Genomic DNA, 13,287 nt, shown 5'->3' on the forward strand with positions numbered 1-13,287 from the left:
TAACCGGCCGCAGGCACGTCGACGTGCCGCAGCAGCCCTGCCTATGAGTGTGTCCCAAAGCCTTGCGGTGATTGTTCTGCTGATTCTGCTCAGCGCCTTTTTCTCTGTGGCGGAGATTTCTCTGGCCGCCTCGCGTCGCCTGCGCCTGCGCCAGATGGCCGACGATGGCAATGAGGGAGCCGAGCATGCCCTGCGCGTACAGGAGCAGCCGGGCGAATATTTCACCGTGGTGCAAGTGGGACAGAATGCGGTCGCCATACTCGGCGGCATCGTCGGCGAGGGAGCGTTCAGCCCCGCGCTGACCGAGTTCTTCTCGATCTGGTTCTCGCCCAGCCTATCGGCGACGCTCGGCTTCCTGCTCTCGTTTTTCATAGTCACCTCGGCCTTCATCCTGCTGGCCGACCTGTTGCCTCGCCGCATCAGCATGAACGAGCCCGAGCGCTACGTGGTGCGCGTGCTCGCGCCCATGCGCTGGTTTGTGGTGATCTTCAAGCCCATCATCTGGTTCTACAACCTGGCGACCGACACCCTGTTTCGCCTGCTGGGCCTGCCGGCCACGCGTGACGAGCGCATCACCAGCGACGACATCCTGGCCATGACCGAAGCGGGCACCAAGGCCGGCGTGCTGGCCGCCCGCGAGCAGCAGGTGATTGCCAATGTGTTCGAACTGGACTCGCGCACCGTAGGCTCGGCCATGACCCAGCGCGACAGCGTGGCCTTCTTCTACCGCGACGACAACGACGCGATCATCCGCGCCCGCATTGCCGAGGAGCCCTTCTCCACCTACCCGGTCTGCGATGGCGATATCGACCATGTGGTCGGCTATGTGGACGCCAAGGATCTGTTCCAACGCGCGCTCAACAACCAGCCGCTGTCGCTCACCGACGACAGCCTGATCCGCAAGGTGCTCATCGTGCCCGACCGCCTGACGCTGGCCGAGGTGCTGGAGCAGTTCCGCATGGTGCACGAGGACTTTGCCGTCATCGTCAACGAATACAGCCTGGTCGTGGGCGTGGTGACGCTCAACGACGTGATGAGCACGGTGATGGGCGATCTGGTCGGCCCGACCGACGAAGAGCAGATCATCCGTCGGGACGAGCACTCCTGGCTGATCGACGGCATCACGCCCATCGAGGACGTGATGCGTGTGCTGCATCTGGACGATATGCCGCATGACGACGAGTACGAGACACTGGCCGGCTTTCTCATGGTCATGCTGCGCCGGGTGCCGCGCCGCACCGATACCGTCACCTGGGGCGGCTTCAAGTTCGAGGTGCTGGACGTGGACAGCTACCGCATCGACCAGGTCATGGTGACCCACCTTCCCGAGCCTGCAGCGGAATCTGCCGCACTTTCGGCGGCCGCTGCGGCCAAGGTACAGGGCAGCGCTGCCCAGGCCCAGGCCCAGACAAGCAAAAGCAGCCACTCCTGAATCAGGAGCTTCTTGCGCTTTCTCTCAAAGGATTTCAGGTTCTTTTCATGCTGAGGCCAATGAAAAGAGAGCGCCAGGCGCTCTCTTTTTCTATATCTCCGCGGTATCAGACCGACTGAGGCTCTTCCACCAGCCAGCGCCGCTGGGCGCCGAAGACCGCATTCGGATACTGGGGCTGGCCCCGGCTGCCGTTGTAGCGGCCCAGTGCCATATAGGCATCGCCTTTTTCACGGTCCATGTAGTGGCGCAGGATCACGCAGCCGAAGCGCAGATTGGTCTGCATGTGGAACAGCTTGCCGATATCGCCGTCACCGATCAGCCGCATCCAGAACGGCATGATCTGCATATAGCCACGCGCGCCCACGCTGGAGATGGCGTATTTGCGATAGCCGCTCTCCACCTGGATCAGGCCCATGACCATGGACACGTCGAGGCCCGCGCGCTTGGACTCGTACCAGACGGTCTGCAGGAACTCGCGCCGCGCCTGCAGGTCGGGCTTGCGCTTGGCCAGCTTGTCGCTGCTGGCCACCAGCCAGCGCAGATAGCTCATGCGCGCCGCTGTGGAGGCGAACTCCAGCTCGGGCGGCGCGCCCGAACCCGCCACAGCCGCGCTGAGTGCCGTACGCACGGAGTCGGCCAGCGGCTCTTCGAGCTGCCCGCCGGCCCAGGCCGCCTGCGGCCACAGCCAGCCGGCCGCCGGGGCGGCAAGCGCAGCGGCAGTCCTCAGACAGTGGCGTCGGCTCAGCAGGGTTTCGGGCATGGAAACAGCAGCTTACAAGCCCAGGCGGCTCTTGAGGTGGGCCAGCACCTCATTCGTCGCCAGCTTTGTGGCTTCTGTGTCACGGCGCTGCTGGTACTCGACCACGCCTTCCTTCAGGCCACGGTCGCCCAGCACCACGCGGTGGGGCACGCCGATCAGCTCCCAATCGGCCAGCATGGCACCGGGGCGCTCGTCGCGGTCGTCGAGGATCACGTCCACGCCCAGTGCCAGCAGCTCGCCATAGAGCTTCTCGGCTTCGGTCTTAACGGCCTCGCTGCGGCCCATGCCGATGGGGCAGATCACCACGGTGAACGGGGCAATCGCATCGGGCCAGATCATGCCGCGCTCGTCGTGGTTCTGCTCCACGGCAGCGGCGGGCAGGCGCGTCACGCCAATGCCGTAGCAGCCCATTTCAAAGTGCTGGGGCTTGCCGTTGTCGCCGAGGAAGGTGGCTTCCATGGCCTTGGAGTACTTGGTGCCCAGGTAGAACACATGACCGATTTCAATGCCGCGCTCGATCGCCAGTTCGCCCGCACCGTCGGGCGAGCGATCGCCAGCCACCACATTGCGCAGATCCGCCACCACGGCGGGCTCGGGCAGGTCGCGGCCGAAGTTCACGCCGGTAATGTGGAAGTCTTCCTCGTTGGCACCGCAGACCCAGTCGGCCATCACGGCCACATCGCGGTCCACCACGATGTTCACGGGCTTCTTCAGACCGATGGGGCCCAGATAGCCGGGCTTGGCACCGAAGTGCTCCTCGATCTCGCCCACGGTCGCGAAACGGAAGCCCGCCAGGCCTTCGACCTTGCCGACCTTGATCTCGTTCATCTCGTGGTCGCCGCGCAGCAGCAGCAGCCACACCTGTGTCTTGACGATCAGACCCTTGTCGTCCAGCTCGTCCGTAGCCAGCACCAGAGACTTCACGGTCTGCGCCAGGGGCAGACCAAGCTGCTCGGCCACGGCTTCGCAGGTGCTGTTGCCGGGAGTGGCGACCTTTTGCATGGCCTGGGCAGCGGCAGGACGGCCCTGGGTGGGCGCCAGACTCTCGGCCTTCTCGATATTGGCCGCGTAGTCGCTGTTCGGGCAGTAAACGATGGCGTCCTCGCCCGTGGAAGCGATGACCTGGAACTCTTCGCTCAGATCACCGCCGATGGCGCCCGAGTCGGCACGCACGGCGCGGTATTGCAGGCCGAAGCGGTCGAAGATGCGCTTATAGGCTTCGCGCATGGTCTGGTAGCTGATCTGGGCCGCATCGCGATCCTTGTCGAAGGAATAGGCGTCCTTCATGATGAACTCGCGACCGCGCATCAGGCCGAAGCGCGGACGGCGCTCGTCGCGGAACTTGGTCTGGATCTGATAGAGGTTCTTGGGCAACTGCTTGTAGCTCTTGAACTCCTGGCGCGCGATATCGGTGACCACCTCCTCGGAAGTCGGCTGGATCACGAAATCACGACCATGGCGGTCCTGGATGCGCAGCAGCTCGGGGCCCATCTTCTCGAAGCGACCGGTTTCCTGCCACAGCTCGGCAGGCTGGACCACCGGCATGGTGGTTTCGATGGCGCCGGCGCGGTTCATTTCCTCGCGCACGATGGCCTCGACCTTGCGGATCACGCGCAGGCCCATGGGCATGTAGTTGTAAATGCCAGCACCCAGCTTTTTGATCATGCCAGCCCGCATCATGAGCTTGTGGCTGACCACTTCGGCGTCGGCCGGAGCTTCTTTCAGGGTGGAGATGAGAAATTGGGTGGCTTTCATGGAACTGGCAATTCAGTGGAAATAGGCATGGCCCGCTTGTCGATCACAAGGGGCCATGCATAATGAACACAATTCAAAAATTTGGGGTTTGATTATGCTTGACCGGGACGGATTTCGCCCGAACGTCGGCATCATCCTGCTCAACCAAAGAAACCAGGTGTTCTGGGGAAAACGCATTCGCACCCACAGCTGGCAGTTTCCGCAAGGTGGCATTGACCGGGGTGAGACACCCGAGCAAGCCATGTTCCGCGAACTGCATGAGGAAGTGGGGCTGAAGCCCAATCACGTTCGCGTGGTTGCCCGCACCAGGGACTGGTTGCGCTACGAGGTGCCAGACAGGTACATCCGCCGCGACGCGCGCGGGCATTACAAAGGCCAGAAGCAGATATGGTTTTTGCTTCAACTGGTAGGGCATGACTGGGACTTGAACCTTCGTGCCACCGATCACCCTGAGTTCGATGCCTGGCGCTGGAATGACTACTGGGTTCCTCTGGATGTGGTGGTCGAATTCAAACGCGGCGTCTATGAAATGGCGCTGACCGAGTTGGCGCGCTTTCTGCCGCGCGGCGAGCAGCAGCGCAACCGCTATCTGCGCAGTGGCATGCGGCCACGAGAGCAGGAGGCGGGCCAGGCCACTGGCGGCACTGCGCACCTGGCGCAGCACCACCAGGTCATGTACCCGGCCCGCACAGGAAGCTTTCGCATCAACCCCGGCATAGAGCTGCCGCCCGGTGCCAGTTTTGACCCGGACCCGCAGACCGGCATAGACAATCCGCCCGATCACAAGCCTCTGCAATGAACAAAGCCGTAATGCCTCACAGCATTACGGCTTTTTTGATGACCGCCGGTACTCAGTGTCCGGCCACCACCATATTGTCGCGGTGCATCATTTCGGGACCGGCCGAGTAACCCAGCAGCGATTCAATCTCCGAGGAGCTCTTGCGGCACAGCAGTCGTGCTTCGGCGCTGGCATAGCTGGCCAGACCACGGGCGATCTCGGCGCCATCCTCGTCGCGCACGGCAATCACTTCGCCGCGCGAGAAATCTCCCTCCACCGCGATCATGCCGATGGGCAGCAGGCTCTTGCCCTCGTCACGCAGCTTGGAGACGGCACCCGCATCCACAGTCACCGAGCCGCGCAGCTGCAGATGGTCGGCAATCCACTGCTTGCGCGCCTGCATCTTGTGGGTGTTGGCAACCAGCAGCGTGCCAATGGACTCGCCACGCGTCAGACGCAGCAGCACGTCTTTCTCACGTCCCCAGGCGATCACGGTGGAGGCACCGGAGCCTGCCGCACGCTTGGCAGCCAGGATCTTGGTGATCATGCCGCCGGTGCCGATGGACAGGCCCGCGCCGCCGGCCATGGCTTCCAGCTCGGGGTTGCCGGCTTCGGCAACGTCGATGAATCTGGCATCGGGGTTCTTGCGCGGATCGGCGCTGTAGAGGCCGCGCTGATCGGTCAGGATGACCAGTGCATCGGCCTCGACCAGATTGGCCACCAACGCACCCAGGGTGTCGTTGTCGCCAAAGCGGATCTCGTCGATCACCACCGTGTCATTCTCGTTGATGACGGGCACCACACCCAGCTGCAGCAGCGTCAGCAGCGTGGTGCGGGCGTTCAGATAGCGCTCGCGATCGGCCAGATCCGCATGGGTCAGCAGCACCTGGGCGCTGGGCACGCCTTCGCCGCGCAGCTTGGTCTCGTACATCTGGGCCAGCCCCATCTGACCAACGGCGGCTGCGGCCTGCAGTTCATGCACCTCGGTCGGACGCGTGGCCCAGCCCAGGCGCTTCATGCCTTCGGCAATGGCACCGCTGGAGACCATGATGACTTCGCGCTTGACGCCGTCTTCACCATTCACCAATGCCGCCAGCTGACGGCTCCACTCTTCAATGGCGGCCTCATCCAGACCGCGACCTTCATTCGTAACCAGGCTGGAGCCGACTTTGACGACGATGCGACGGGCATCACGCAGCACATTGGAAGACATGAGAATTTACAGTGTTTTAGGCCTCAAACGCCTATGGATAAAGCGAAAGCAGCTATTAAATTCAAAGCAAAACAGCGCACCAAGTGCGCTGCTGGGTTATACCCTCTAGCTTATTCCGGATCGTAGGAGGCGAAACGCGGATCGGTCATATCCAGACCAGAATCCTCGCCTCCCGCAAAGCGAGGGTCGATTTCCTTGGGAGCCTGTTCTGCCAGTTGCTGGTTGTGCACATGCTCGTAGATCTTGCGAATCAGCGGTTCGCAGCCTTCGCGGGTCAGCGCCGAGATCTCGTAGACCGGGCCCTTCCACTTGAAGCGCTTGACGAAGTCCTTGACCTTGGCGGCACGCTCTTCCACGGGAACCATGTCCAGCTTGTTGAGCACCAGCCAGCGCGGCTTGTCGTAGAGCTCGGCATCGTACTTCTTGAGCTCGGCCACGATGGCCCTGGCCTGCTCGACCGGGTCCACGCCCTCGTCGAACGGTGCAATGTCCACGATATGCAGCAGCAGACGCGTGCGCTGCAGATGGCGCAGGAACTGATGCCCCAGGCCCGCACCTTCGGAGGCGCCCTCGATCAGACCCGGAATGTCGGCCACCACAAAGCTCTGCTCTGCGGCCACGCGCACCACACCCAGATTGGGATGCAAGGTGGTGAAGGGATAGTCGGCAATCTTGGGACGGGCGTTGGAGACGGCTGTGATGAAAGTGGACTTGCCGGCATTGGGCATGCCCAGCAGACCCACATCGGCCAGCACCTTGAGCTCCAGCTTCAGATTGCGGCGCTCACCGGGATAGCCGGGAGTCTTCTGGCGCGGCGCCCGGTTGATGGCGCTCTTGAAACGCAGATTGCCGAAACCGCCGTCACCGCCCTTGGCGATGGTGATGACTTGGCCGGGCTCCAGCAGCTCGAACAGCACTTCGCCGGTATCCGCATCGCTGATGATGGTGCCCACAGGCATGTTCAGCGTGATGTCGTCACCAGCCGCACCGAACATGTCGGAGCCCATGCCGTGCTGGCCGCGCTTAGCCTCGTGACGACGCGAGTAGCGGTAATCCACCAGCGTGTTCAGGTTCACATCGGCCACGGCGTACACATGACCGCCACGGCCGCCGTCGCCGCCGTCGGGGCCGCCAAATTCCTTGTATTTCTCGTGCCGGAAAGACACGCAGCCATTGCCGCCGTCACCAGCTGCAATGTCGATAAAAGCTTCGTCAACGAACTTCATGAGGCATCCAGTCTACAAAATCAGTGCGCCCCAGAAGCTCCGGGCCACACTTGAGTGCTCTATTACCATGCCCCATCTGCCAGAAATCTGCTGCCTGGAGCCTTTTCAAACAACAAAGCCCCGACAAGTCGGGGCTTTGTTGGAGTCACAGACGACTTATGCAGCCGTGATGTTGACTGTTTGCTTGGACAGAGCGCCCTTCACACCGAACGACACGTGGCCGTCAACCAGTGCAAACAGGGTGTGATCCTTGCCCACGCCAACGTTCTCACCGGGGTGGAACTTGGTGCCGCGCTGACGCACGATGATGGAACCAGCTGTCACCAGCTCGCCACCAAAGGCCTTCACGCCCAGCATTTTTGGCTTGGAATCACGTCCGTTACGCGTAGAGCCGCCGCCTTTTTTCTGTGCCATGACTTAGCTCCTAAAATTAAGCAGCGATTGCCACGATTTGCAGTTCGGTGAACTGCTGACGATGGCCTTGGCGCTTTTGATAGTGCTTACGACGGCGCATCTTGAAGATGTGCACCTTGTCGTGCTTGCCGTGAGCAACCACAGTTGCCTTTACAGATGCACCGGACACCAGGGGGGCACCAACCTTGATTTCAGCGCCGTTGCCGACGGCCAAAACTTGGTCGATCACGATTTCCTGGCCTACGTCCGCAGCAATCTGTTCTACCTTGATCTTTTCGCCAGCTGCAACGCGATACTGCTTGCCGCCGGTTTTTATGACTGCGTACATTGAAAACCTCTAAAGTCTGAGAGTTCCATGAAATGATTTCCACGGAGCCGGCAATTCTAGCACGCATGCATTTTCTCTGCCGCCATACCCCTAGGAAGCGCTTCAGCATCCCCGCACGCCTCGCCCGTGGCCGCGCGGGATGGATGTCAGGCACAGGTGTGCGGTGAGGCTTGCGCCTTGCGAGCTACGGCAATGTCGCGGCCTTCGTTCACTTGAACGGGCTCTGAGGGCACCACGCAAAACTTGGTTGCATCTTTCTATAATCGTGAGTCCACTTGGCGGTTCATCACCTTGACTACAGAAATTTCCACATCCAATCCGCTTGCCTTGATCGCAGATGACATGCGCGAAGTGGATATCGTCATTGCTCAGCGACTGACAACCAGCGTCCCCCTGATCGCACAGATCTCCCAATACATCATTGCCGCAGGCGGCAAACGCCTGCGCCCGGCGCTGCTGCTGCTGATCGCCGGCGCCCTGGGCCACCAGGGCCAGAACAAGTACATTCTGGCCGCCGTGGTGGAACTGATCCACACGGCGACCTTGCTGCACGACGATGTGGTGGACGAATCCACGCTGCGCCGCGGCAGGGCCACGGCCAACGAGACCTTCGGCAACCCGGCCAGCGTTCTGGTCGGAGACTTTCTGCACACCCGCTCCTTCCAGATGATGGTGGAAGTGGGCAGCATGCGCGTGCTGCAGATTCTGTCCGACGCCACCAATGTGATCGCGGAAGGCGAAGTCCAGCAGCTCATCAACACCCATGATGCATCGCTGAATGAAGCCGGCTATCTGCATGTCATCCGTTCCAAGACCGCCCAGCTCTTCGAGGCCAGCGCGCAGCTGGCAGCCGTGCTGGCCGGCGCCACGCCCGAAGTCGAACAGGCTTGCGCCGTCTATGGGCAGGCTCTTGGAACCGCTTTCCAGATCATCGACGATGTGCTGGACTACACCGGCAACGCCCAGGAAATGGGCAAGAACCTGGGCGACGACCTGCGCGAAGGCAAATGCACCCTGCCCCTGATCGCCGCCATGCAGCGCGGCAGTTCCGAGCAGGCCGCAATTGTCCGCAACGCAATCGAGCAAGGCTCCACCGACCAGCTTGACGCCGTAGTGGACATCGTGCGCAGCACCGGCGCCCTGGACATTGCCAGAGCCGCCGCACATGCGGAAGCCCAGCGCGCCATTGATGCCTTGGCCGCGCTGCCAAGCAATGCATACACCGCAAGTTTGCTACAATTGGCCTCTCAGCTTTTGGAGCGCCGCACCTGAATCGCCAGGCGCACTTTGGTGCTCGACAAACAAAGCTTGCGGGGTGTAGCTTAGCCTGGTAGAGCGCTACGTTCGGGACGTAGAGGCCGGAGGTTCGAATCCTCTCACCCCGACCAATCACATTTTTGTCGCCGTTTCTTGCGCCAGGTTCAATGACGCTGTGTTGACGCCAGCATGCGGGTCTGGCGGCATACCGTTGGTAACAACAAGAATGGTAGGATAGGACTCCTCCTACCCCTCCCAGACTTGGATACATGGCCGCTGCCGACAATCTGCAAAAGAACGCCCCTGCGCCCATTGCCATCCCTGGTCTAGGCAGAGCCCTGATTTCCGCCGGCAAGGTCTCGCAGCAAGCAGCCGAGAACGCAGCCAAGAAAGCCGCTACAGGCAAGACGCCGTTCATCACCGAACTGAGCCAGTCCGGCGAGATCAGCGCGCTGGAAATTGCCGAAACCATCTCCATGATGTTCAGCACACCGCTGCTGGACCTCAATGCCATCGACGCCCAGCAACTGCCGCGCGAGCTGCTGGACCCCAAGATCAGCAACGCCTACCGCGTGCTGGCGCTCAGCAAGCGCGGCAACCGGCTCACCATTGCCACGGCAGACCCCACGCAGCAGGAAGCAGCCGAGCAGATCAAGTTCACGACCCAGTTGCTGGTGGACTGGGTGGTTGTCGAGGCCGACAAGCTGCAAAAGCTGGTCGAGCAGACCGGCAAGAGCGTCAGCGAATCCCTGGACTCCTACTCCAGTTCCGGAGACTTTGACTTTGACGACGTCAAGATCGAGGACGCCCCCGAGGAAAAAGACAATGCCGTCGGCGCCGAGGTCGAGGATGCACCGGTTGTCAAGTTTCTGCACAAGATGCTGCTGGACGCCTTCAACATGCGCGCGTCCGACTTGCACTTCGAGCCTTATGAGCACAATTACCGCGTGCGCTTTCGTATCGACGGCGAGCTGCGTGAAATCGCCTCGCCCCCGATTGCTATCAAGGACAAGCTGGCTTCCCGCATCAAGGTGATCTCGCGCCTGGACATCTCGGAAAAGCGCGTTCCGCAGGACGGCCGCATGAAGCTCAAGGTCGGCCCCGACCGCGTCATCGACTTTCGTGTCAGCACCTTGCCCACGCTGTTTGGCGAGAAGATCGTGATCCGTATCCTGGACCCGAGCTCGGCCAAGATGGGCATCGACGCCCTGGGCTACGAGCCCGAGGAAAAAGAGCGCCTGCTCAAGGCCATCAACCGCCCCTACGGCATGATTCTGGTCACCGGCCCCACGGGCTCGGGCAAGACCGTGTCGCTCTACACCTGCCTGAACCTGCTCAACCAGCCGGGCGTGAACATCGCCACCGCCGAAGACCCCTCCGAAATCAACATGCCTGGCGTCAACCAGGTCAATGTGAACGAGAAGGCCGGCCTGACCTTTGCTGCGGCGCTCAAATCCTTTCTGCGTCAGGACCCGGACATCATCATGGTCGGTGAAATCCGTGACCTGGAAACCGCCGACATATCGATCAAGGCCGCCCAGACCGGTCACCTGGTGCTGTCCACGCTGCACACCAATGATGCCCCGACCACACTGACGCGCATGCGCAATATGGGCATCGCCCCTTTCAATATTGCTTCCAGCGTGATTCTGATCACTGCCCAGCGTCTGGCACGGCGCTTGTGCGCGCAGTGCAAGGAGCCCGCCGACATACCGCACGACGCCCTGGTCGAGGCCGGCTACGCTGAAGAGGAACTCGACGGCAGCTGGGTCAGCTACAAGCCCGTCGGCTGCCCTGCCTGCAACAACGGCTACAAGGGACGTGTCGGCATCTATCAGGTGATGCCCATCAGCGAGGAGATTCAGCGCATCATCCTGCGTGATGGCAGTGCGCTGGAAATTGCCACACAGGCCAAGGCCGAGGGTGTACGCTCTCTGCGCGGCTCAGGTCTGCATAAAGTCAAGCTGGGTCTGACCTCACTCGAAGAAGTGCTGGCGGTCACCAACGAGTAAAACCAGTATCAGTGAGGGAACGCCATGGCAAGCGCAGCGTCCAAGGGAATCAAGGAATTTCTCTTCGAGTGGGAAGGCAAGGACCGTAACGGCAAGATCGTTCGCGGCGAAACGCGTGCCGGTGGAGAAAACCAGATCCAGGCCATGCTGCGCCGCCAGGGCGTGACTCCGTCCAAGATCAAGAAACGCAGGACCCGCGGCGGCAAGAAGATCAAGCCCAAGGACATTGCTCTCTTCACGCGCCAGTTGGCCACCATGATGAAGGCCGGCGTGCCGCTGCTGCAGTCTTTCGACATCGTGGGCCGCGGCAATACCAACCCCAATGTCACCAAGCTGCTCAACGACATCCGCTCCGATGTGGAGACCGGTACTTCGCTGAGCGCTGCCTTTCGCAAGTTTCCACTCTATTTCAACAGTCTCTACTGCAACCTGGTGGAGGCCGGCGAGGCCGCGGGTATTCTGGAATCGCTGCTGGACCGACTTGCCACCTACATGGAAAAGACGGAGGCCATCAAATCCAAGATCAAGTCGGCGCTGATGTATCCCACATCGGTCATGATCGTGGCGTTTGTCGTAGTGACCGTGATCATGATCTTCGTGATTCCGGCCTTCAAGGAGGTCTTCACCTCCTTTGGCGCCGACCTGCCCGCGCCCACGCTGCTGGTGATGGGCATCAGCGATTACTTTGTCCAGTACTGGTGGCTGATCTTTGGCGTGCTGGGCGGCGGCATCTACTTCTTCATGCAGGCCTGGAAGCGCAACGAGCGCGTGCAGCAGTTCATGGACCGCACCGTGCTCAAGCTACCCATCTTCGGCGTGCTGATCGAGAAATCTTGCGTGGCCCGCTGGACGCGCACGCTGTCCACCATGTTTGCAGCCGGCGTGCCACTGGTCGAGGCGCTGGACTCCGTGGGAGGCGCCTCGGGCAACTACCTCTACAAAAACGCCACCGACAGGATTCAGTCGGAAGTCTCCACGGGCACCAGCCTCACGGTCGCCATGGCCAATGCCAATATCTTCCCGTCCATGGTGCTGCAGATGTGTGCCATCGGCGAGGAATCGGGTGCCATCGACCATATGCTGGGCAAGGCTGCCGATTTCTATGAAAGCGAAGTGGACGAAATGGTGGCGGGTCTGTCCAGCCTGATGGAGCCCATCATCATCGTCTTCCTGGGTACCTTGATCGGCGGCATCGTGGTGTCCATGTATCTGCCTATCTTCAAGTTGGGTCAAGTGGTCTGATGATTTCCGAACTGGTGTTGAATGCCGCTGCCGGCGGCGTGCTGGGCTTGCTGATCGGCAGCTTTCTCAATGTGGTGATCCACCGCGTGCCGCTGATGATGGAGCAGGAATGGCATGCCGAAGGCGCGCAATGGGCCGAGGAGCAAAAAGACAAAGGCGCCAAGATCGAGCTACCGCCCGCCAAGCCTGCCGTCACGCTGAGCCAGCCTCGTTCGCGCTGCCCGCATTGCGGCCATCAGATCGCCTGGCACGAGAACATTCCCGTGCTCAGCTATCTGTTTCTGCGCGGCCGCTGCGCCGAGTGCAAAAAGCCCATCGGCCTGCGCTATCCCTTGGTCGAACTGGTTTGCGCCGCCCTGTTCGCTTTCTGCCTGGGGCGCGACGGCCTGACCGCCACCGGCTTTGCCTGGTGCGGCTTCAGCGCAGCTCTGCTGACGCTTGCCTTGATAGACTGGGACACCACCTTTCTGCCGGACTCCATCACTCTGCCTATGCTCTGGGCCGGCCTGATCGCCTCCGCCCTGCAATGGACCCAGGTGCCATTGCCACAATCGCTGTGGGGCGCGGTCGCAGGCTATATGTCGCTGTGGCTGATCTTCTGGGCCTTCAAGCTGGCGACCGGCAAGGAAGGCATGGGCTATGGCGACTTCAAGCTCTTTGCCGCGCTCGGCGCCTGGTTCGGCTGGCAGGCACTGGTGCCCATCATTCTCATGGCCTCGGTCGTCGGTGCCGTCATCGGCATCGCGCTCAAGATCAACAGCCAGCTGCGCGAAGGCGGCTATGTGCCCTTCGGCCCCTTTCTCGCCGGCGGCGGTTTTGTCAGCCTGATCTGGGACCCCCAGGCCGTACTCGGCTTTGTGGGCTTGTAAG

Annotated in this window: 12 protein-coding genes and 1 tRNA gene; 7 read left to right on the plus strand and 6 right to left on the minus strand. The window is 61.4% G+C overall.

The annotated features are described in order from the left end of the window. The first annotated feature begins 43 nt into the window (after positions 1-43). Entirely contained in the window at positions 44-1,432 is a 1,389-nt protein-coding gene (locus F3J24_RS11875) for a hemolysin family protein (protein WP_167006268.1), read from the plus strand. Positions 1,433-1,538: 106 nt separating this feature from the next. On the opposite strand, the gene F3J24_RS11880 is transcribed toward F3J24_RS11875, so the two are convergent. Next, positions 1,539-2,192, minus strand: a complete 654-nt coding sequence (locus tag F3J24_RS11880) for a lytic transglycosylase domain-containing protein (protein ID WP_043370928.1) — start codon at positions 2,190-2,192, stop codon at positions 1,539-1,541. 12 nt (positions 2,193-2,204) lie between these two features. Further along, on the minus strand, positions 2,205-3,947 hold the full coding sequence (locus F3J24_RS11885; RefSeq protein WP_167006271.1) for a proline--tRNA ligase: 1,743 nt from the start codon (positions 3,945-3,947) through the stop codon (positions 2,205-2,207). 94 nt (positions 3,948-4,041) lie between these two features. Between F3J24_RS11885 and F3J24_RS11890 the strand changes: the two genes are divergently transcribed. Continuing rightward, positions 4,042-4,746 carry an RNA pyrophosphohydrolase gene (locus tag F3J24_RS11890; protein WP_167006274.1) on the plus strand — a complete coding sequence of 235 codons (705 nt, stop codon included), beginning with the start codon at positions 4,042-4,044 and terminating at the stop codon, positions 4,744-4,746. Between the two features lie 52 nt (positions 4,747-4,798). Here F3J24_RS11890 and proB read toward each other — a convergent pair whose 3' ends face one another. The 4 genes from proB to rplU all read right to left on the minus strand — a co-directional run bounded on the left by proB (position 4,799) and on the right by rplU (position 7,906). After that, positions 4,799-5,938: a glutamate 5-kinase gene (gene proB, locus F3J24_RS11895; RefSeq protein ID WP_167006277.1), complete on the minus strand. Its 1,140-nt coding sequence runs from the start codon at positions 5,936-5,938 to the stop codon at positions 4,799-4,801. 110 nt (positions 5,939-6,048) lie between these two features. Beyond that, the gene (gene cgtA, locus F3J24_RS11900) at positions 6,049-7,164 is read right to left on the minus strand and encodes an Obg family GTPase CgtA (RefSeq protein ID WP_003073993.1); all 1,116 of its coding nucleotides are present in this window, start codon (positions 7,162-7,164) and stop codon (positions 6,049-6,051) included. Positions 7,165-7,320: 156 nt separating this feature from the next. Next, on the minus strand, positions 7,321-7,578 hold the full coding sequence (gene rpmA / locus F3J24_RS11905; protein ID WP_003058534.1) for a 50S ribosomal protein L27: 258 nt from the start codon (positions 7,576-7,578) through the stop codon (positions 7,321-7,323). Between the two features lie 16 nt (positions 7,579-7,594). After that, entirely contained in the window at positions 7,595-7,906 is a 312-nt protein-coding gene (rplU, locus tag F3J24_RS11910) for a 50S ribosomal protein L21 (protein WP_003058536.1), read from the minus strand. Positions 7,907-8,248: 342 nt separating this feature from the next. Here rplU and F3J24_RS11915 point away from each other — a divergent pair, with 342 nt between their 5' ends. The 5 genes from F3J24_RS11915 (at position 8,249) to F3J24_RS11935 (ending at position 13,286) form a co-directional block, all read left to right on the plus strand. Next, positions 8,249-9,178: a polyprenyl synthetase family protein gene (locus tag F3J24_RS11915; protein ID WP_167007010.1), complete on the plus strand. Its 930-nt coding sequence runs from the start codon at positions 8,249-8,251 to the stop codon at positions 9,176-9,178. Between the two features lie 39 nt (positions 9,179-9,217). Next, a tRNA-Pro gene (locus F3J24_RS11920) sits at positions 9,218-9,294 on the plus strand. A 138-nt stretch (positions 9,295-9,432) separates the two neighbouring features. Next, complete coding sequence (pilB, locus tag F3J24_RS11925; RefSeq protein ID WP_167006280.1) at positions 9,433-11,175, plus strand: type IV-A pilus assembly ATPase PilB; 1,743 nt, start codon at positions 9,433-9,435, stop codon at positions 11,173-11,175. Positions 11,176-11,199: 24 nt separating this feature from the next. Beyond that, complete coding sequence (locus tag F3J24_RS11930; protein ID WP_167006283.1) at positions 11,200-12,417, plus strand: type II secretion system F family protein; 1,218 nt, start codon at positions 11,200-11,202, stop codon at positions 12,415-12,417. Then, positions 12,417-13,286 carry an A24 family peptidase gene (locus tag F3J24_RS11935; protein ID WP_167006286.1) on the plus strand — a complete coding sequence of 290 codons (870 nt, stop codon included), beginning with the start codon at positions 12,417-12,419 and terminating at the stop codon, positions 13,284-13,286. The genes F3J24_RS11930 and F3J24_RS11935 overlap by 1 nt, the downstream gene beginning before the upstream one ends. Position 13,287: the final 1 nt, after the last annotated feature.

Source organism: Comamonas sp. Tr-654 (assembly GCF_011752915.1).
In the GTDB taxonomy this organism is placed as follows: Bacteria; Pseudomonadota; Gammaproteobacteria; order Burkholderiales; family Burkholderiaceae_C; genus Comamonas.